The sequence below is a fragment of the Anderseniella sp. Alg231-50 genome, assembly GCF_900149695.1.
In the GTDB taxonomy this organism is placed as follows: Bacteria; Pseudomonadota; Alphaproteobacteria; order Rhizobiales; family Aestuariivirgaceae; genus Anderseniella.
The window spans coordinates 272,443-290,727 of sequence record NZ_LT703004.1 but is presented as its reverse complement, the minus strand read 5'-3'; the positions used below and the strand labels follow the sequence as shown (position 1 = coordinate 290,727).

The 18,285-nt window shown below is 57.2% G+C and carries 20 protein-coding genes; 13 read left to right on the top strand and 7 right to left on the bottom strand.

What is annotated here, in order from left to right; all coding sequences use genetic code 11:
- Positions 1–36: 36 nt before the first annotated feature.
- From DHN55_RS13940 to DHN55_RS13905, 8 genes are all read left to right on the top strand, one after another.
- Positions 37–1,014: a tripartite tricarboxylate transporter substrate-binding protein gene (locus tag DHN55_RS13940; RefSeq protein ID WP_108882516.1), complete on the top strand. Its 978-nt coding sequence runs from the start codon at positions 37–39 to the stop codon at positions 1,012–1,014.
- 142 nt (positions 1,015–1,156) lie between these two features.
- On the top strand, positions 1,157–1,660 hold the full coding sequence (locus tag DHN55_RS13935) for a tripartite tricarboxylate transporter TctB family protein (RefSeq protein WP_108882515.1): 504 nt from the start codon (positions 1,157–1,159) through the stop codon (positions 1,658–1,660).
- Positions 1,661–1,705: 45 nt separating this feature from the next.
- The gene (locus DHN55_RS13930) at positions 1,706–3,235 is read left to right on the top strand and encodes a tripartite tricarboxylate transporter permease (RefSeq protein ID WP_337660308.1); all 1,530 of its coding nucleotides are present in this window, start codon (positions 1,706–1,708) and stop codon (positions 3,233–3,235) included.
- Positions 3,236–3,394: 159 nt separating this feature from the next.
- Entirely contained in the window at positions 3,395–3,757 is a 363-nt protein-coding gene (locus DHN55_RS13925; protein ID WP_337660307.1) for a DMT family transporter, read from the top strand.
- Positions 3,758–3,791: 34 nt separating this feature from the next.
- Positions 3,792–4,916: an amidinotransferase gene (locus DHN55_RS13920; RefSeq protein ID WP_108882094.1), complete on the top strand. Its 1,125-nt coding sequence runs from the start codon at positions 3,792–3,794 to the stop codon at positions 4,914–4,916.
- 252 nt (positions 4,917–5,168) lie between these two features.
- Positions 5,169–6,191, top strand: a complete 1,023-nt coding sequence (locus DHN55_RS13915) for a 2-dehydropantoate 2-reductase (protein ID WP_108882093.1) — start codon at positions 5,169–5,171, stop codon at positions 6,189–6,191.
- Positions 6,192–6,303: 112 nt separating this feature from the next.
- Positions 6,304–7,179: a KPN_02809 family neutral zinc metallopeptidase gene (gene ypfJ / locus DHN55_RS13910; RefSeq protein ID WP_108882092.1), complete on the top strand. Its 876-nt coding sequence runs from the start codon at positions 6,304–6,306 to the stop codon at positions 7,177–7,179.
- 54 nt (positions 7,180–7,233) lie between these two features.
- Positions 7,234–8,208, top strand: a complete 975-nt coding sequence (locus tag DHN55_RS13905; RefSeq protein WP_108882091.1) for a pyridoxal-phosphate dependent enzyme — start codon at positions 7,234–7,236, stop codon at positions 8,206–8,208.
- Between the two features lie 95 nt (positions 8,209–8,303).
- Here DHN55_RS13905 and DHN55_RS13900 read toward each other — a convergent pair whose 3' ends face one another.
- Positions 8,304–8,594, bottom strand: a complete 291-nt coding sequence (locus DHN55_RS13900; RefSeq protein ID WP_108882090.1) for a hypothetical protein — start codon at positions 8,592–8,594, stop codon at positions 8,304–8,306.
- A gap of 448 nt (positions 8,595–9,042) precedes the next feature.
- On the opposite strand from DHN55_RS13900, the gene DHN55_RS13895 reads away from it, so the two are divergent.
- Entirely contained in the window at positions 9,043–9,483 is a 441-nt protein-coding gene (locus tag DHN55_RS13895; RefSeq protein ID WP_108882089.1) for a hypothetical protein, read from the top strand.
- Between the two features lie 76 nt (positions 9,484–9,559).
- Here DHN55_RS13895 and queF read toward each other — a convergent pair whose 3' ends face one another.
- The 5 genes from queF to pcaH are packed head-to-tail and all read right to left on the bottom strand — an operon-like array spanning position 9,560 to position 13,512.
- Positions 9,560–10,018 carry a preQ(1) synthase gene (gene queF / locus DHN55_RS13890; RefSeq protein ID WP_108882088.1) on the bottom strand — a complete coding sequence of 153 codons (459 nt, stop codon included), beginning with the start codon at positions 10,016–10,018 and terminating at the stop codon, positions 9,560–9,562.
- 5 nt (positions 10,019–10,023) lie between these two features.
- Entirely contained in the window at positions 10,024–11,364 is a 1,341-nt protein-coding gene (locus tag DHN55_RS13885; RefSeq protein WP_108882087.1) for an aspartate aminotransferase family protein, read from the bottom strand.
- An 11-nt stretch (positions 11,365–11,375) separates the two neighbouring features.
- Positions 11,376–12,209 (bottom strand): 3-keto-5-aminohexanoate cleavage protein, encoded by an 834-nt coding sequence (locus DHN55_RS13880; protein WP_108882086.1) that lies wholly within the window; start codon positions 12,207–12,209, stop codon positions 11,376–11,378.
- Positions 12,210–12,217: 8 nt separating this feature from the next.
- Complete coding sequence (gene pcaG, locus DHN55_RS13875) at positions 12,218–12,775, bottom strand: protocatechuate 3,4-dioxygenase subunit alpha (protein ID WP_337660306.1); 558 nt, start codon at positions 12,773–12,775, stop codon at positions 12,218–12,220.
- An 8-nt stretch (positions 12,776–12,783) separates the two neighbouring features.
- Positions 12,784–13,512 (bottom strand): protocatechuate 3,4-dioxygenase subunit beta, encoded by a 729-nt coding sequence (gene pcaH / locus DHN55_RS13870; RefSeq protein WP_108882084.1) that lies wholly within the window; start codon positions 13,510–13,512, stop codon positions 12,784–12,786.
- A gap of 176 nt (positions 13,513–13,688) precedes the next feature.
- Here pcaH and DHN55_RS13865 point away from each other — a divergent pair, with 176 nt between their 5' ends.
- The 4 genes from DHN55_RS13865 to DHN55_RS13850 all read left to right on the top strand — a co-directional run bounded on the left by DHN55_RS13865 (position 13,689) and on the right by DHN55_RS13850 (position 16,860).
- On the top strand, positions 13,689–14,141 hold the full coding sequence (locus tag DHN55_RS13865) for a DoxX family membrane protein (RefSeq protein ID WP_108882083.1): 453 nt from the start codon (positions 13,689–13,691) through the stop codon (positions 14,139–14,141).
- Positions 14,142–14,218: 77 nt separating this feature from the next.
- Positions 14,219–15,406 carry an MFS transporter gene (locus DHN55_RS13860; protein WP_337660305.1) on the top strand — a complete coding sequence of 396 codons (1,188 nt, stop codon included), beginning with the start codon at positions 14,219–14,221 and terminating at the stop codon, positions 15,404–15,406.
- 58 nt (positions 15,407–15,464) lie between these two features.
- The gene (locus DHN55_RS13855; protein WP_108882081.1) at positions 15,465–16,199 is read left to right on the top strand and encodes a glutamine amidotransferase; all 735 of its coding nucleotides are present in this window, start codon (positions 15,465–15,467) and stop codon (positions 16,197–16,199) included.
- Positions 16,200–16,326: 127 nt separating this feature from the next.
- Complete coding sequence (locus DHN55_RS13850; protein ID WP_108882080.1) at positions 16,327–16,860, top strand: surface-adhesin E family protein; 534 nt, start codon at positions 16,327–16,329, stop codon at positions 16,858–16,860.
- A 102-nt stretch (positions 16,861–16,962) separates the two neighbouring features.
- On the opposite strand, the gene DHN55_RS13845 is transcribed toward DHN55_RS13850, so the two are convergent.
- Positions 16,963–18,285 carry a PQQ-dependent sugar dehydrogenase gene (locus tag DHN55_RS13845; protein WP_108882079.1) on the bottom strand — a complete coding sequence of 441 codons (1,323 nt, stop codon included), beginning with the start codon at positions 18,283–18,285 and terminating at the stop codon, positions 16,963–16,965.

Genomic DNA, 18,285 nt, shown 5'->3' with positions numbered 1-18,285 from the left:
GTTGTTGTTGTCAACGACCCCAAAGGGAGAACTGAAATGAAACTTACTAGAAGAATTGCACTCGGATTCATGTTTGCAACCGGGATGATGGCATCCGTTGTCACAACGACAACCCCGGCCCATGCCTGGGAGCCGAAAAAGCCGATTGACTTCGTCATCATGGCTGGTGCCGGCGGTGGTGCCGATCAGATCGCCCGCTTCCTTCAGTCAGTGGCCGAAAAGAAGAGCCTGACGGTTCGCCCGCTCGTGCCAAACAACAAGGGTGGCGGTTCAGGTGCTGAAGCACTGATCGCCCTGAACGGCGCCAGCGACAAGGACCACTCAATTCTGGTGACCTTGAATTCCTTCTTCACCACGCCGATTCGCCAGCCAAACCTTGGTATCGACATTCAGACATTCACCCCGGTTACAATGATGGGCGTAGACCCGTTTGTTCTGTGGGTTCACAAGGACTCAGGTATCAAGACGTTCGAGGAATGGTTGGCGAAGGTTAAAGCTGACAATGGCGAATATGTCATGGGCGGCACCGGCAAGGGCCAGGAAGACTCCATCGTCATCGCGTGGATGGAAAAGAACTTCGACGTGAAGATCAAGTACATCCCGTACAAGGGCGGCGGTGCCGTTGCCAAGGACCTCGCCGGTCAGCAGATCATGGCATCTGTGAACAATCCGGCGGAAGCCAAGGGCTTCTTTGAATCTGGTGACGTGGTTCCGTTGATTGCGTTTTCTGATGAGCGCCTGCCAAACCTGCCGGACACCCGCACGGTCAAGGAACTCGGCAAGGACTTCTCCTACTACAACCAGCGTGCTGTTGTTGGTGCGCCGGGGATGTCGGACGAGGCTGCCGCCTATTACCGCGATCTCTTCGGGAAAATTTACGATACTGAAGAGTGGCAGACCTATATGAAGTCTGAAAGCCTTGAGCCGTTGCCGATGGACGCTGCGACCCAGAAGGAATACTGGAAAACCCAGGTCGACCGGCACAATGAACTGTTGAAGGCGATCGGCGGTTAAGCCGGGCGCTCTGGGACGAACGCAACAAGCTGGGGCATTCAGGTCTGTGGATCTGGCTGCTCCAGCCACCTGATACAAAATATCCGCCTTCACGTGCGAGCCTCTTGGCACGTTCGATCGAGGGCGTATGGGAGGAGCCGCCATGCGGCGCGCAGAATTCGTTACGGCTGCTGTTCTTGCTTTGATGTCAGTCTATCTGATGTGGAAGAGTTCAGAGTTGGAAATTGGCTACATAACCGGCGAGGGCCCTGGCGGCGGTGCCTGGCCGTTCTGGCTTTCCGGCATCATGCTGATTTGTACCGGCTTCATTGCAGTCAATTGTTTTCGGCGAACTTCACCGCCCTCTCAGTCAACCGAACCGTTTCTCGATAGCTATGGCAAGAAGATGCTGTTGCTGGTTGGCGGTGGGATCTTTGGTTTCATCGCACTGGTCAACATTATTTCCATGTACGGCGCGATGTTTGTCTTCCTGATCTACTATTTGCGCTTCCTTGGCCGTCATACATGGATGCTCACCATGACAATCGCAACGTCGGTGCCGATTGTCTTCTTCTTTTTCTTCGAAGCGCTGATGCGTATCACGCTGCCCAAGGGCATGAAGTTTCTTGAGCCGATTTTCAATTATCTCAACACGATCATTTATTGACCGAAGCGCGCCTGACGGCGCTGCACGCGAGGGGCTTGTGACATCATGATGGAAATTCTCGGACTGCTCAGTGATGGTTTATGGTTGTCATTGCAGCCAACCAACCTGCTGTTGATTATTGTCGGGGTGACGCTGGGGCTGTTCATCGGTGCCATGCCGGGGCTGGGATCCGTGAACGGCGTGGCCATCCTGTTGCCGATCACCTTCCTGGTGCCGCCGGCATCGGCCATCATATTTCTTGCAGCTATCTATTACGGCGCCATGTATGGCGGGGCGATCAGTTCGATCACGCTTGGAATTCCAGGTGCTTCTACGGCCGTCGCCACAACGTTTGACGGCAGGCCGCTGGCCCTGAAGGGCAGGGCAAGTCTGGCACTGATCACGGCTGCGATTGCATCATTCATCGGCGGAACCGTGTCAAATGTCCTGTTCACCGCATTTGCACCGCCGCTTGCCACGGTCGCACTGAGTTTCGGCAACCCGGAAATCTTTGCCCTGATGCTGCTTGCATTTGCCACGTTTGTGGGTTTGGGGGGTGACGATATTCCCAAGACCGTTTTCTCGATCTGCATAGGCCTGGTGTTTGCGGCAGTGGGTTATGACGAGATATCCGGCGCGCCGCGGCTGATCTTTTTCGACATTTCCGGTTTCCTTCACGGGGTTAATTTCCTGGTGCTGGCCATTGGCGTGTACGGCATCGGTGAGATGCTCTGGACCATCGATTCCACCCGCGGCAAGATCACGTCCACGGACGCAAAGATGTCGGTCAAGGGTATTGCGTCAGATGCGAAGGAAGGCATGAAGCGGGGTTGGAAAGGGACTGCCATTGGTTCTTTCCTGGGCTTCTTTGTCGGCATTCTGCCGGCTGCCGGTGCGACGCCGGGCTCTCTGATGTCTTACGGCGTAGCCAAAATGGTAGCCAGGCAACCGAAAGAGTTTGGTAAGGGTCATCCTGGTGGTGTCGCGGCACCCGAGGCGGCCAACAATTCCGCCTCCACCGGTGCGATGCTGCCTATGCTGACACTCGGCATTCCGGGGTCGCCCACAACAGCCATCCTGCTTGGCGGCATGGTCATCTGGGGTCTGACACCGGGTCCGCGGCTGTTCACGGATCAAAGTGAGTTTGTATGGGGTCTGATCGGGTCGTTCTATGTGTCAAACTTCTTCGCGCTGGTGATCAATATAGCCTTTATTCCGCTGTTTATCTGGATGCTGCGCATGCCGTTCACGATTCTGGCTCCAATGATTTTCGTATTGTCGGTAGTCGGTGGTTATGCTGCCACGAAGGACATGCACGACGTCTGGTTGATGCTGGGTTTCGGTCTTGGTGCATTTTTCTTGCGTAAACTCGACTACCCGCTCGCGCCCGCCGTGCTGGCCATTGTACTGGGTCCCATCGCCGAGCCGACATTGCGCCAGTCGCTGCTGTTGTCCTCGGGTGATCCGTCGATCTTTTTCACCCGTCCGATCGCCGGGCCGATTACGGTTATCGCCATCATCCTGATCCTGTTGCCTCTGTTCAAGATTATCTGGACGAAGGTGAAATCCGCCAGGGCAGAGACGCCTGCACAATAGCTCAATGATGTGCGCGTCCGGCAGTCACGCAATCTTCACAAAGATGCATGTCATCGTGAATTGAGTTGCGTTGCGTCGCGCGCAGTTTGACCTGACTTTCGCCCGCACGATATAGGACACTCCCGTTGTCCCTTTCAAATATGTGCAGGAGCGCTTCGCGTGCAGTTTTTTGATATGATCGCCCGTTACACCCCCGGTCCGACCGCTGCGTGGCTGTGGTTGCTTGCTGCCGGCATAGCCGAAATTGGTTGGGCCGTCGGGCTCAAGTTTTCCGACGGGTTTACCCGTCCGCTGCCAACCGCATGGACAGTCATGTGCCTGGTCGCCAGCTTCCCGATGCTGGCAATTGCTCTCAAATCAATTCCTATCAGCACCGGATACGCGGTGTGGACAAGCATTGGAATCGCCGGGGCCGTTGCCGTCGGTGTGCTGTTTCTGCAGGAACCTGCCAGCCTCGCGAAATTTGCCTGTCTCGGCATGATTTTAACCGGCGTCGTCGGCCTGAAACTGATCGGCACCTGAAGCACTGCCTCATCCGGTAAAAGGAACCAGGAAAATGAACAAGATCGAGCAAGCAATCGACCTTACCGAGTGCGAGGTGGTCTCCCCGGTTAGCTCCCACAATGAATGGGACCCACTGGAGGAGGTAATGGTCGGACGCCTGGACGGAGCCGTCATTCCGTCCAACCATCCCGTGGTGACCTGCAATGTGCCGGGTGTGACAGGTAAGATTTTCGGACTGTTCGCGGGCATAAAGTATCCCGGCATCATGACCGGGCCGGCTCAGGAGGAACTTGATGGTTTCGTTGAACTGCTTGAAAGCCTCGACATCAAGGTGGTTCGCCCCGATGCGGTAAATTACCGCCAGAAATTGCAAACGCCGCAGTTCAAGTCGCGTGGCTTCTGCAACACATGCCCGCGTGATTCCATGATCGTGGTGGGCGATGAAATTATTGAAACGCCGATGGCCTGGCCCTGCCGCTATTTCGAAACCCACTCCTACCGCAAACTCCTCAAGGACTATTTCCGCAGAGGTGCGCGCTGGACATCCGCACCGAAACCCGAGCTGGCTGATGAGCTGTTCGTGCAGGATTATACAATCCCGGAGTATGGCGAAGAGGTCAGATACGTCATCAATGAATGGGAGCCGGTGTTTGATGCTGCGGACTTCGTCCGGTGCGGACGGGACCTTTTCGTCATCAAGAGCAATGTGACAAACGAAATGGGCATCCAGTGGCTACAGCGCCATCTGGGCAGTGAATACCGCATCCATACCCTGCGTGGAAAATGCCCTCAGCCCATGCATATTGATACCACCTTCATGCCGCTGGCGCCGGGCAAGGTTCTGATCAATCCTGAGTATATCGATGCGGATGATCTGCCTGACATGTTCAGGGACTGGGACATTCTCGTGGCACCGGAACCGGATCCGATTGTCGGTGACAGGATGCTCGAACTGACGTCAATGTGCGGCAAGTGGCTCAGCATGAATGTCATGATGATCGATGAAAAGCGGGTGATCTGTGAAAAGCACCACGTCGGTATGATCAAAGCGCTGGAAGGCTGGGGTTTTGAACCGATCCCGTGTTCGTTCCTGCATTATGCACCCTTCGGCGGTGCGTTTCACTGCGCGACACTGGATATCCGCCGGCGGGGTGGGCTGGAAGATTATTTCAGTTGACTGCCAGCTGGTTTTCGCACCGGCGCGTTCCACCATGTGGGATGAATTCCACGCTTGAAGTCGAATTGTCATTCGTTTAGGTAATGGCCGTTAAATTTAGTCATTATTTTTCAAATAGATAAATCAAAATAAAATTCTTGAAATGCATAACAGGACGTATTTCTACCATATGGTGGAATGAGTCGCTTGTCCGCGCGCGCGCGCGCAGGTAGAAACACCTCATATCCGGTTTGGCTTGAAGGGTTTTCTGCAATGAAAATATGCATTTACGGTGCTGGCGCAATTGGTGGTTTCATGGGCCATGCCCTGGCACAGGTCCCGGGCGTCGAACTGTCGCTGATTGCCAGGGGGCCTCACCTCAAGGCCATGCAGGAAAACGGCCTGACGCTGATCCGGGACGGCGAAACCGTTTCCGTACCGGTCACGGCAACATCGAACCCGGCGGACCTGGGGCCTCAGGACTATGTGGTCATCGCGCTCAAGAGCCACCAGGCCTGGCAGTCCGCAGAAAGCATCAAACCGCTGTTGGGACCGAATACGGCAGTTGTCACCTGTCAGAACGGCGTGCCGTGGTGGTATTTCCACAAGCTTCCGGGGGAATTTGAAGGCAGCAGGCTGGATGCGGTTGACCGCGACGACCGCCAGTGGACCGTGTTCGGGCCGGGCCGGGCAATTGGATGTGTGGTTTATCCGGCAACCGAAATCATCGAGCCCGGCGTGATCAAGCATGTCTACGGGGACAAGTTCTCGATCGGCGAACCGGACGGCACGGTGTCGCCGCGCTGTGAAGCCCTGTCGAAGGCGATGCAGCAGGGCGGACTTCGCGCCCCCGTGCTGGAAGACATCCGCTCTGAAATATGGCTCAAATTATGGGGCAATCTCTGTTTCAACCCGATTTCTGCCCTGACCGGTGCCACCCTGGACGTGGTTGCGACCGAACCGGGCACCCGTGCCCTGGCAAAATCCATGATGCTTGAGGCGCAGACACTGGCTGAGAAACTGGGTGCCAGCTTCCGCGTCGATGTGGAGCGCCGCATCAATGGCGCAGCCGGTGTGGGTGCACATCGTACCTCCATGTTGCAGGACCTTGATGCCGGCAAGGCGATGGAAATCGATGCACTGGTCACGGCCGTTCAGGAAATGGGCCGCGTTGCCGACATTGCGACACCGGCTATCGACGGCGTGCTGGCTCTTGTACAACAGCTAGCCGAAGGTCGCGGGCTTTACCCGACCTATCCGGCTGAAAACGGCGACGACCTGGCCAGGACCGCCTAGGTGGAATAATCGGTCCGATCCACTTCCGGTTGCACTTATGACTTGATGTTTCGCCCCCGTTGCGGCGAAACTGCAAAAAACGGGTTTGTGAGTGCGATAAAGGAATGAAGCCATGCGGCTGGATGATGAACAAGCAAGTTCCAATGTAGAAGACCGTCGCGGCCAGCGTGGCCGGCGCGGAGGATTTCGTATCCCCATGGGCCGGCGTGGCGGCGGTGGCATCGGCATCGGAACCATCGTCATCCTCGGTATCATGTGGCTGGTGTTCGGCGTCAACCCACTGGAAATGCTGGGCGGCGGCGGTCTGCAACAGCAGACGCAGCAGGTGCCTCAGACGCAACAGCAACAGGGCGCCCCGGCGGCAAACGATGAAATGGGCAAGTTTGCCAGCAAGGTACTGTCGACCACGGAGCGCACCTGGGCCCGGATATTCAAGGAAAACAATCGTCAATACCAGGAGCCGCGCATGGTGCTGTTCTCCGGCTATGTGCAGTCAGCCTGTGGCGCCGCCCAATCGGCCATGGGGCCGTTCTACTGTCCGCGCGACAAGAAAATCTATATCGACCTCAGTTTCTTCCGTGACATGAGCACGCGTCTTGGCGCTTCCGGTGATTTTGCGCATGCCTACGTCATCGCTCATGAGGTTGGTCATCATGTTCAGACTCTGCTGGGTATTGCAGAAAAGGTGACGGCCGCGCGCCTGCGCTCTTCAAAAACCGAAGCCAACCGTCTGTCGGTGCGCATGGAATTGCAGGCCGACTGTCTGGCCGGCGTGTGGGCACGCGACAACAAGAACATTCTTGAACAAGGTGACATTGAAGAAGGCATCAACGCCGCGACAGCGATCGGCGATGACCGCCTGCAAAAGCGCAGCCAGGGATATGTCGTGCCGGAAAGCTTTACCCACGGTACGTCCGCCCAGCGGGTCGAATGGTTCAAGCGTGGCATTCAGACTGGCGACATTCGCCAGTGTGACACGTTCGGCTGAACTGCAGCCGGCCGACCGGATCAATGTAACCTCTCACAGACAGAGACTTGCCCCATGGTATCTTCGACACCTTCAAACTCGGTGCTTGCATCGGCTGCGCGCAGCATTTCGGTGCGGCGCCGGATTGCCGACCATGTGGTCAACACGCCGCTGCTGAAGTCGTGCGCCGTTTTACCTGACAACACGGAACTCTATTTCAAGACAGAGAACTTCCAGACCACCGGATCGTTCAAGCTCAGGGGAGCGACGGCCAAGCTCACATCGCTGCCGCTTGACCGCCCGCTGATCACCGCTTCATCAGGCAATCACGGCATTGCCTGCTCGCACGCCGCGCAGATCACCGGGCACAAACTGACGGTTGTTCTGCCTGAAACCGTGGCGCCGGCGAAACTCGCCAAAATCAAGGACTTTGGTACCGAGGTGATCTTGCATGGTGCCGAGTCAGGTCTCGCGGAAACCCATGCCCAGTCATTGGCCGCAGGTGGTGATTACGTCTACGTGTCACCCTACAATGACGCCGAAGTCATCGCCGGACAGGGATCCATCGGGCTGGAACTTCTCGAACAACTGCCGCACATCGATAACGTCTTCATCGCGATGGGTGGCGGCGGACTCATTTCCGGTATCGGGTCGGTGCTAAAATCGTTCCTTCCCGGTTGCCGCATCATTGGCGTCAGTGCCAGTAACTCCGCCGCATTGGCAGCATCGATTACAGCCGGCCGCGTGGTTGAAACCGAACATCTCGACACCCTTGCAGATGGTATCGCCGGTGGGGTTGATGAAGATGCGATAACTCTTGAACTGGCATCAGAGGTGATCGACCGGGTGGTCCATTGCAATGAACAAGAGATCGTTGCTGCCCTGCGCGCGCTGGCCTGGACCGAGAAGCAGATCGTTGAAGGCGCTGCTGGTCTTGCCCTGGCGGGTTACCTTGCAGATCAGCAGGAGTACGCCGGCCAGATCAATGTGGTGTTGTTGTGCGGTGCAAATTTCGACAAGTCAGCGCTTATGGAAGCCATTGCCGGCTGACCAGGTTTGAAAACTGAATTCTAGATCAGGCAGTAGGGAGGGTGTCGCAGCAGTCAGCCCGACACCCCCGGCCGACTTCGGTGTTGGCGAAATGGTCAGCCCATCATCTTGTTCTTGATCATGCCGACAATGGTCTGGACAACGAGGCCGCCAATACCGCCACCGACGAGCTGGCCTGCAATGGCGCCTATGTCCATTCCGCCGCCTGCATCACCACCGGCTGCACCCAGCAACCCGCCAAGCAGCGAGCCGCCGCCGACACCGCCGACCGCGCCTGCAATCAGGTTGCCCACCTGACCCATATTGCCGCCGCTGATAAGCTTGCCGCCGGCTGTACCGCCTGCTGCGCCGCCGATGGCCTGTACGATAATTGAGGTTAAATCCATCGCTAATCCCTCCGATTGGATACCTGTAAAGCGGATCATCACGTCCGCCGCACCAAGAGCCTAGCCAGCTTCGGGTATGCCGCAAAGCCTTTTTCAACCTGTTGTAGCGACGCTTGTTTGGGTGAACACGCAAAGTTGTTCTGAATTCCGCATGAACCCCGGCCGTAGTCTGGATACAGAGCACCTGGAGATTATCGAGAGTTTCGCTGAGGTTTAGTGGAAAATGCTGGCAATTCAGCAGGTTGCCAGGCAGGTTAACCAAGCCTTCAAGGTCTCAATTGTGACACGAAATCCGCATGATGTCGTAGCTTTTGGACAATACGTTAATCCAATAGTTACCATACGGGCACATACTGATCTCAGCGAAAATTATACAGAGTTGAGCACGGGACAGCCCGAATCTGCGCTCTGTCGTGTCCAGTAAAGTTAGTTGTCCAAGGGGTTCTCCATGAAAAAGCTGATTATAACTTTTGCCGCAACCATGCTTGCGTTTTCTTTCGCAGGTATCGCGCAGGCAGAACAGCCCGCCGGCGCTCCGGCGGATGAGCTTTCCATGGAACCAGATGCTCTGGAGGGACTGTTCCCCGGTCATTATGAAGCCCGTGTCGCCGGTGGCTACCGCCTGCTGATTTCCGCAAAGGATGACGGCACCATGCTGGGTCGTGCGTTCGGCAAGGAAGACAAGGGTGTCTGGGTCATCAAGGACGAGCAATTGTGCATTGCGTGGCGCTCATGGACCCGCGGCAAGTACAAGTGCGGCGCCATCACCCAGAACGGTGACTGGTTCGTGGCCACCAACAGCCAGAACGGCGAGACCATGAAGTTCAAGGCTATCAACAAGCGTGATGTATACACCGCGCGGGTAGGGCGCCGGGCGTCCAGAGACTAGAAACCCCTCAAAGATATACAGGTTTCCGACGCGGTTCTCCTCAGGAGTGCCGCGTTTTCAGTTTGCCCCTTATTACTTATCCCCGGCCGCGATAGGGCGGGACACCCTGGTCCGGCAACCACAGGCCCTTCGGCGGTTCGCCGCTTTGCCAGAAAACGTCGATTGGAATGCCGCCGCGCGGATACCAGTATCCGCCGATGCGCAGCCATTTGGGTTTCAGGAGGGTCACGATATCGCGGCCGACACGTACCGTGCAGTCCTCATGGAAAGCGCCGTGGTTCCTGAACGAACCGAGGTAAAGTTTCAGCGACTTGGACTCAACGATCCACTCTTGCGGAACATAGTCGATAACCAGGTGGGCGAAATCCGGCTGGCCGGTGACCGGGCAGATGGAGGTGAACTCGGGCACCGCAAACCGCACCAGGTAATCGGTATCCTGGTGTGGCGCCGGCACACGTTCCATCGTCGCCTCATCTGGTGAGCCGGGCAGGGCGCTGTCAGCGCCAAGTTGCGTGAGCGTGGTTGTTTCAGACATGAAGGTTATGCAGCCTTGCAGGCGTCCAGGGCACCATCGATGGCAGCATCGAGCTTGTCGATGATTTCGCCAACATGGTTCTCGTTGATAATGTACGGTGGTGCGATAAGTACGTGGTCGCCGGCCTGTCCGTCAACAGTACCGCCCATAGGGTACACCATCAGGCCGCCGGCCAGCGCCCGCTTCTTGATGTCAGCATGCAGTTTGAGCGCCGGATCAAACGGTTGCCTGGTATCCTTGTCCTCAACCAGCTCAACGCCCAGGAACAGGCCCCGGCCGCGTATGTCGCCGACATGAGGGTGTTGCCCGAAACGGGCCTCAAGCGCCGTCATCAGTTTGGCCCCCATTGCGTTGACGTTGCTCAAGAGGTCGTTGCTCTCGATCTCCTGCAATACCGCTACACCGGCTGCACAGGCGGCCGGATGGCCAAGATAGGTATGGCCATGCTGGAAAAAGCCTGAACCCTGTTCGATTGCCGAATAGATTTCGGCAGAGCACAACATGGCGCCGATCGGCTGAATACCGGCGCCGAGACCCTTGGCAATACAGACCATATCGGGCCTGACATCGTCATGTTCTGACGCAAACAGCGTGCCGCACCGGCCCATGCCGCACATGACTTCATCCAGGATCAGCAGTACGCCGTACTGGTCGCAGATTTCCCGGATGCGCGTGAAATACCCGGCCTCTGCCGCAACAGCGCCAAGCGTGGCGCCGACCACAGGTTCGGCAATGAACGCCGCAACGCTGTCTGCGCCAAGCTCCAGGATTTTTTCCTCAAGCTGGTTGGCCATGCGCAGGCCGTAGGCTTCAGGCGTTTCACCGGCCTGCGCCCAGCGCCAGAAATAGCAGGCATCTATGTGATGCATGGCTGCGGTCAGGAACGGTTCAAACTGCTTGCGGCGCCAGCGGTTGCCGCCGGCAGCAAGTGCACCCAGGGTGTTGCCGTGATAACTCTGCCAGCGCGCAATCACATGGCGCCGGTTGGGTTCGCCCTTTTCCAGAAAGTACTGCCGGGCCAGCTTCATCGAGGCTTCGGTCGCTTCCGACCCGCCGGACACGAAGTACACCCGGTCGATGCCCTTTGGCGCCCGTTCGATCAGCATGTCGGCCAGGTGCTCGGCAGGTTCGGACGTGAAGAAGCTGGTGTGTGCCCACGCCAGTTGGTCGAGTTGTTCTTTCACGGCTTCGCGGACGACGTCGTTGGAGTGGCCGAGGCATGAAACAGCGGCGCCGCCACAGGCGTCCAGGTAGCGCTTGCCGTCTGCATCGATGACGTAGGGACCATCGCCGGCCACCGCAGTGGCTAGTTTGGACCTGGTATGTCTCGGAAAGACGTGGGACATCGGTAAACTCCTTACGCAGCCAGTGGGAGCTGCAGAATATCGCGCGCCTGCTGCCAGCTTGCGACAGGCCGCTCATGTTTTTCGCACAGTTCGACAGCGCGTTTCACCAGCGCGGAATTGGACGGTGCCAGCGTATTGCGGTCAAGACGCACATTGTCTTCAAGCCCGGTCCGGACATGGCCGCCTGCTGCGATGCACCAGTCATTCAGCACAATCTGGTTTTGCGCAATGCCGGCACCGCACCATTGCGCGTCCGGCGCCAACCGGTTCAGGGTTTTCACATAGAAGTCAAAAACCTCTTTGTCGACCGGCATGGCATTCTTCACGCCCATGACGAACTGAACGTATAATGGTCCTTTCAGACGGCCATCTTCAGCCATTTTCACTGCCTGGAAAACATGACTGAGATCAAAGGCTTCGATCTCCGGTTTGACATCATGTTTCAGCATTTCGGCAGCCAGCCAGTCGACCAGGTCTGGCGAGTTCTCGTAGACCCGTGTCGGGAAGTTGTTGGAGCCGACCGTCAGCGATGCCATGTCCGGGCGCAGCGGCAGCATGCCGCCACGTTCATGGCCCGCGCCGGAGCGTCCGCCGGTTGAATACTGGATGATCATGCCGGGACAGTGCTTGCGCAGGCCCTCGCCCAGGCGGGCAAACTTGTCCGGATCGGATGTCGGCGTTTCATCGTCATTGCGGACATGGCAGTGGGCAATAGAGGCACCGGCCTCGAAGGCTTCCTGTGTGCTCTCGACCTGTTCGGTGATGGTAATCGGAACGGCAGGGTTTGCCGCCTTGGTCGGCACGGACCCGGTAATGGCAACGCAGATGATGCAGGGATCGGTCATTAGCTTCCTCAGATATCGAAAAACACGGTTTCCGCCTCGCCCTGAAGCGACACATCGAACCGGTAGGAGTTGTTGGAACTATTGTCAGGTTTGGCCAGCAGGGTTTCACGGCCATCAGCAATTGCGTTGAGCACCGGGTCTGCGGCGTTGGCATCGGCTTCATCGGCAAAATAGATGCGGGTGTGCAAATGGATGTTGATGCCGCGCGCATAGATCATCAGGGTCAGGTGTGGTGCCTGGGGTGAACCGTTGATCCATGCAACCGGGCCAGGTTTCACGGTTTCGAAACGGAACTCGCCGGTTTCGAAATCGGTGTGACAGCGCGCAAAACCCTTGTGGCCGTCTCCAAACCCGCCGTCACCGTCCGCCTGCCATATCTCCAGCAGCGCATCCTTGACGATGTCGCCGGCGCCATCGCGAACGACGCCTGCAATGCTGACAGGTGTGCCGCCGCTCAACCCGGTATTGCCGGTAATGCCGTGCCCGGGAACGTCTATGCCCGCAGCAGCAGGTAACAGACCGATGTGAACATAAGGACCGGCCGTCTGGGAGGGGGTTTCCTTCATGGTTTTCTTCATTGGCCGTGGCCTGCTTCGAACGGCGTCTCATCGCGGCCACGCAGCACAATGTCGAAGCGGTAGGCGAGCGCGTCAAACGGCACCGCGTTGTCGAGGTCGAGCTTCGCAACCATCCGGTCGACGGCGGCAGGGTCGCTGACAGCATTGACTATGGCGCAATGTTCGATCAGCGGATCGCCTTCGAAATAGAATTGTGTAATCAGGCGTTGGGCAAAAGAGGCGCCGAACAGCGACAGGTGGATATGGGCCGGCCGCCATGCAGGTCCGTTATTGGGAAACGGGTAGGGACCGGGTCGGATGGTGCGGAACGAATAGTTGCCCTGTTCGTCTGACAGGCATCGGCCATAGCCGGAAAAGTTGTCGTCGAGCGGTGCAAGATATCCGTCGCGGACGTGCCGGTAGCGCCCGCCGGCATTCGCCTGCCAAACCTCGATCAGCACCGCTGGCTGGGGCCGGCCATATTCATCCAGTACCCGGCCCGATACTACAATGCGTTCACCGACAGGATCTCCGTCGACGACGGCGTTGCGCAACATGTCGGCATCGTGTTCGCCCAGCATGTTGTGGCCAAACACCGGGCCTGAGGTCTCGCTCAGCGAAGTCGGCATTTGCAGCAGGGCACGCTTTGGTGACCGCAGCACCGAGGAATTGTAGGCGGGAGTAAGCCCCTTGGGATGCCATGTCCGGTCTCGCGGGGAGAATGCGGGTTTGTCGTTGGAAGCCATCTGGTCAGCCTGATGTAACGTTCAAATTCCAATCTCTACCGCTGTGCGTGTGCCGTCAACCGGCTGTTTGCGCATGCGATGACGCAAGTTCACGCATATGTCAGCCCGCAACAGCATCAGGCTTGATACTCAGGTGATGTGCAAATTGTTCCCCAAACAATTCGGAAGGTTTCAGGATGCGATTACCGACACCGTACCAAAGTGAGGCCCTGGCGCTGTTGTTGCTGCGCGTTGGATGTGCGTGGTTCATTTTGGTATGGGCGGTGAACAAGATTTTCGCGCCGGTGCAGTATCAGAAACTGGCCAGGTATTTCGACTCAATCGATCTGGGGTTGTGGCAGGTATATGCCATTGCCGGAGTGCAGATCGTCATTTGCCTGCTGGTGTTTGCCGGCTGGGCCCGGATTGTCAGCTATGCGGCCCTGGCGGCAATGCATGGCTTCACGATATTCCGCCAGTGGCCGCAATACCTTGCCCCGTTTGAAATCAATGACGACGGCTTTCCGGTGAACCGGAATGTCACCGTTGCCTTGTGTGCGTTCCTGGCCATGGTAGCCCTGTGGCTGTTGCGTCACCGCGATCACTGGTCGCTGGATGCGGTGTTGGCAGCCCGCAAGACAAAGACCTGACACACACGCCATGGTAATCAGCCGCGCGCGGTGGCACTATCCCGGCAAATCGGGGTAGGGCAACAAGAGTCGTGTCGGTGGCAAGTGAAAATGGTGGTCAGTGGCCGCGCATCTGGGCGGTGTTTCTCACCGGGGTGGCGGCTGCGTTCCTGGTCGGCAAGGCGCCTGCCGCGCTGCCGGTATTGCGGACCGAACTGAACCTGTCGCTGTTTCAGACAGGTCTTGTTGTCTCCATGTTTTCACTGGTGGCCGCTGTCGCCGGGTTGTTTTTCGGGGCCCTGTCCGACAAATGGGGACAGCTGCGGCTTGCGCTGGTCGGTCTGGTACTGGCCGCTGCCGCCGGTGCCGCGGGCGCGGCCGTCGACACCGGTGTGACGCTGATTGCCAGCAGGGTTGTCGAAGGTGTCGGCTTCTTCATGATATCCGTGTCGCTGCCCGGTCTCGTCCTGCGGCTGGCGGATGACCGTACCCGCCAGACGGCCATGGGGCTTTGGGGTGCGTACCTGCCGCTTGGTGCTGGGATGATCCTGCTGGCCGGTGGGGTCGTCATCGAAAGCGTTGGATGGCGCGGCCTGTGGCTGCTGATTTCGGCGAGCTATGTGGTGTTTTTTGCCGCGCTGGTCTGGGCGGCGCCGCGCGAACCCAACGATGCGCCAGGTGTCGGGGAAGGGCGGGTAAAAGCGGTGCTGAAGACGCCGGGTGCCGTCATGCTGGGGGCGGTGTTCGGATGCTACTCGGGGCAGTACATGGCGGTCACGTCGTTTGTCCCGCTGATCCTGGTCGAACGCGCCGGATGGGATTTGGCGCCGGCTGCTGCTGTCGGCGCGATGATCATGGTGGTCAATACAACCGGCAACATTGCTGCCGGTTTCCTGCTCGACCGGGGCGTGCGCCGGCAAGCCCTCATTCTTCTGGCCAGTGCGGCCATGGCGCTGGGCGCGGTCATGGTGATGAGTGCCGCTTTGCCTGTGCCGGTGCGAATTGCTGGTGCCGTGCTGTTCTCAAGCTTTGGCGGCATGATACCGGGATCACTGTTTGCCGGTGTTGCCCGCCATGCACCAAGCCGGGCTCATGTTTCCAGCGTCAACGGGTTGATGCTGCAGTGCGTGGCGATCGGGCAACTCATCGGACCTGCCGTCACCACCTGGCTGGTGGCGACGGGTAACGGCAGCTGGACCATGTCACTGGTCTACCTGCTGCCGATGGCGGCCCTGACGGCAATTGCCGGCATGGTGCTGGGGCGTATCGAACGCGCGCCTGCTTGACTTGAAGCGGTTTTCTCCGCATTTACCGACAGGATCACAAAGGCAATGCAGACGACACATGAAACCATTTCTTATCCTGCAGCTTCGCCCCGAGACGGAAGCGTCGGACGACGAGTACCGGGCCATTCTCGAACAGGGCCGGCTGGATCAATCCGAGACGGTTCGCATCAGGCTTGAGCGTGACCCCATTCCCGGCGATCTGAAGCTTGAGGATCATGCCGGCGTCATCGTCGGGGGCGGACCGGGGTGCGTCAGTGATGCGGAGACCAAAAAATCCGAGATTGAAAAGCGCATAGAGGATGCGGTCCTGAACCTGATGCCGGCCATCACGGAATCAGATTTTCCGTACCTGGGGTGTTGTTATGGTATCGGCATCCTGGCCCATCATCTGGGGGGCAAGGTCAACAAGGAACGGTTCAGCGAAGAGGTCGGCGCCGTTGAATGCCAGGTGACTGAAGACGGGGAGGTCGATCCGCTGCTCACCGGCCTGCCGGACAGGTTCATGGCTTTTGTCGGCCACAAGGAAGCGGTGCAGGGCCTGCCGGACGGCTGTTCGCACCTGTTGGCGTCGGGTCCGTGCCCGTACCAGATGATCCGCTACAAATCCAACGTCTACGCGACCCAGTTTCACCCGGAGGCCGACAGCCAGGTTTTTGAAGCGCGCATCAATATCTACAAGAACAAGGGTTACTTTCCGCCGTCGGACGCCGACAGGATCATCGAGTTCTGCCATCAGCAGGACGTCCGGGTGCCGGGCCAGATTCTCAAGAACTTCGTGGATGCGTACAAATAGTCCCGGTTAGCCACGGCGTGAATTGTGCACAATTGAACACTCAACCTGAAACCGCTGATCCCTTGAACCTACCGCTGGGTGGTACATAGGATGGGCGCTTTACAATGGCAGTCCCTTGAGCCAGATTATGAACAAGGAACTGGACCTTGTTCGATGTGATGTTGTACCCGACGACATGCAACTTCGAACAGTTGAAACACCACAAAATTTTGACGCCCACCTAAATAAGACTTTTCGAAGTTTCTTCTTGATGACCAGAAATAAGACAGCAGCATTTTTGATCTACTCTGCGCTAACAGCCATCATGGCGAGTGAAGCCTCGGCTACTGGCGATGGAGAAGGCGAGTGGCGCATGTACTCCCAGGAATTGAATGGCGATGTCTATTTTTCTGATACTTCACGCGTGAAAAGGATCGAAAATTTACATAGAGTTTGGAGTAGGGTCCGGTACAAAACGTCCGTCATGGGGGCTTCAAGTTATCAAAGCTTATTGGAAATCGACTGCTCTGAGCGCACGGTGAGAATATTGCAGAATACTTTTTTCTCAGATAAGCACTGGAAAAATCCTGCGATGAACACTGACATGACGGAAAAGCCAAAGCGTCAGATACCGAAGGGCTCAGCGACGGAGCGCCTTTCCGGAATCTTGTGCGATCAATAAAATGTTTCAGTAGCTGAGCCTTCGCCACCGAGATTTCGCACTCAACTTATTCAAAAAAACACCCGCGCCATTTCTGTGGCGCGGGTGCTCATTTTTGCTGAATTACTTCATGCTTTCCGCTGTCACTTTGTAGATCTCGCCAGCATCGACAGAAACGTAAAGCGCGTTGTCTGGCCCCATGACTAGGCCACGAAATCTCTTCGAGAATCCGAGAGGCATCCGCGTGATTCCATTGATTCCCAGACCATCAGGAGTGATGCTGATCATGTCAACTCTCGAGCCTGCTGGTGTGCCACCAAAACCGATACCCATGATGCCGACCGCCAGGCGACCCTCGTAGATACCCCAGTTGCTACCTTTGAGGAAAGCGGCAGAGCCGGTTCCTTGGGAGAACCCATTATTGTTCCATGTAGCCGGCATCAGGTCTTTGAAGCGAGTGTCGCTCATCGGAGTGTACGCAGCACGAATCGCAGGGTCCATTCCCTCTTTCTGATTTGGCTCGTAACCACAGTATTCGTCCGGGCACTCACCTCTGCCGCCTGTGTTCTGCGCGGGGTCCCAACCGGCATTGCCGCCATTGACAAGAGCGGTGATTTCATCGTTATGCCACGGGCCATGTTCAGCCGTGAACGCTTTGCCGTCGCTTGCGCGGAAATCTATGCCCTGAACGTTTCTATGCCCATACGTGTATATGCGCTTGTCAAAGCCTTCGGGAGGATTGTTGTCCGGGTGAGCATTGCCGTCCCCATCGATCCGCAGAACCTTACCACACAGTAGCTTTGGATCCTGAGGACAAACTCCTCTGTGACGGTCGCCACCAGCTACCCAAAGATAGCCTCCGGGCCCAACGCGGAGTCTGCCGCCATTGTGAGCGCCCGGGTCACCAAAAGGCTGATTGGACTTGAACGGTTTATACTGAATATCAGTTACGATATCCGTCCGGTCAGAAACGCTCTTGAGGTCATCGCTGACCTTGAACCTCATGACGATGTTGCCGTCGCATCTTTCAAAATTGGTTTTGCAGCCATCGCCGCGATACTTCATCGAAGACGAGTAGAGGTAGAGGATGCGGTTCTTGGCGAAATGCCTATCTGGAACCACGCCAAGCACACCAGCTTGCGCTTCACAAAAAAGGTCATCGCCAGTGGCGGCATAGCCTGAGGACCCTTTCACGCCATACAGTGCATTCACGGTCCCATCTTTAGTTCTGACAGAGAGACCTTTGCATTTTTCGGTGTAGAACATCGTGCCGTCCGGCAGGAAAGCCATGTCCCAAGGATTCTCTAATCCTTTCAACACAACCGTTGCTTTGATCTTAGGTACGTCCATGCCTTCGTGACCGTCTGCCTGGGCAGCCAAAGGCACACCGAAGATCAAGGCAGACGCCAGGGCTCCGGATAAAAAACTACTAGATATTTTTTTCAT

Excerpts from the sequence above, each read along its gene's own strand:
- DHN55_RS13940 (WP_108882516.1), top strand. The coding sequence starts at position 37 with ATGAAACTTACTAGAAGAATTGCACTCGGATTCATGTTTGCAACCGGG.
- DHN55_RS13935 (WP_108882515.1), top strand. The coding sequence starts at position 1,157 with ATGCGGCGCGCAGAATTCGTTACGGCTGCTGTTCTTGCTTTGATGTCA.
- DHN55_RS13930 (WP_337660308.1), top strand. The coding sequence starts at position 1,706 with ATGATGGAAATTCTCGGACTGCTCAGTGATGGTTTATGGTTGTCATTG.
- DHN55_RS13920 (WP_108882094.1), top strand. The coding sequence starts at position 3,792 with ATGAACAAGATCGAGCAAGCAATCGACCTTACCGAGTGCGAGGTGGTC.
- DHN55_RS13915 (WP_108882093.1), top strand. The coding sequence starts at position 5,169 with ATGAAAATATGCATTTACGGTGCTGGCGCAATTGGTGGTTTCATGGGC.
- ypfJ (WP_108882092.1), top strand. The coding sequence starts at position 6,304 with ATGCGGCTGGATGATGAACAAGCAAGTTCCAATGTAGAAGACCGTCGC.
- DHN55_RS13905 (WP_108882091.1), top strand. The coding sequence starts at position 7,234 with ATGGTATCTTCGACACCTTCAAACTCGGTGCTTGCATCGGCTGCGCGC.
- DHN55_RS13900 (WP_108882090.1), bottom strand. The coding sequence starts at position 8,594 with ATGGATTTAACCTCAATTATCGTACAGGCCATCGGCGGCGCAGCAGGC.
- DHN55_RS13895 (WP_108882089.1), top strand. The coding sequence starts at position 9,043 with ATGAAAAAGCTGATTATAACTTTTGCCGCAACCATGCTTGCGTTTTCT.
- queF (WP_108882088.1), bottom strand. The coding sequence starts at position 10,018 with ATGTCTGAAACAACCACGCTCACGCAACTTGGCGCTGACAGCGCCCTG.
- DHN55_RS13885 (WP_108882087.1), bottom strand. The coding sequence starts at position 11,364 with ATGTCCCACGTCTTTCCGAGACATACCAGGTCCAAACTAGCCACTGCG.
- DHN55_RS13880 (WP_108882086.1), bottom strand. The coding sequence starts at position 12,209 with ATGACCGATCCCTGCATCATCTGCGTTGCCATTACCGGGTCCGTGCCG.
- pcaG (WP_337660306.1), bottom strand. The coding sequence starts at position 12,775 with ATGAAGGAAACCCCCTCCCAGACGGCCGGTCCTTATGTTCACATCGGT.
- pcaH (WP_108882084.1), bottom strand. The coding sequence starts at position 13,512 with ATGGCTTCCAACGACAAACCCGCATTCTCCCCGCGAGACCGGACATGG.
- DHN55_RS13865 (WP_108882083.1), top strand. The coding sequence starts at position 13,689 with ATGCGATTACCGACACCGTACCAAAGTGAGGCCCTGGCGCTGTTGTTG.
- DHN55_RS13855 (WP_108882081.1), top strand. The coding sequence starts at position 15,465 with ATGAAACCATTTCTTATCCTGCAGCTTCGCCCCGAGACGGAAGCGTCG.
- DHN55_RS13850 (WP_108882080.1), top strand. The coding sequence starts at position 16,327 with ATGAACAAGGAACTGGACCTTGTTCGATGTGATGTTGTACCCGACGAC.
- DHN55_RS13845 (WP_108882079.1), bottom strand. The coding sequence starts at position 18,285 with ATGAAAAAAATATCTAGTAGTTTTTTATCCGGAGCCCTGGCGTCTGCC.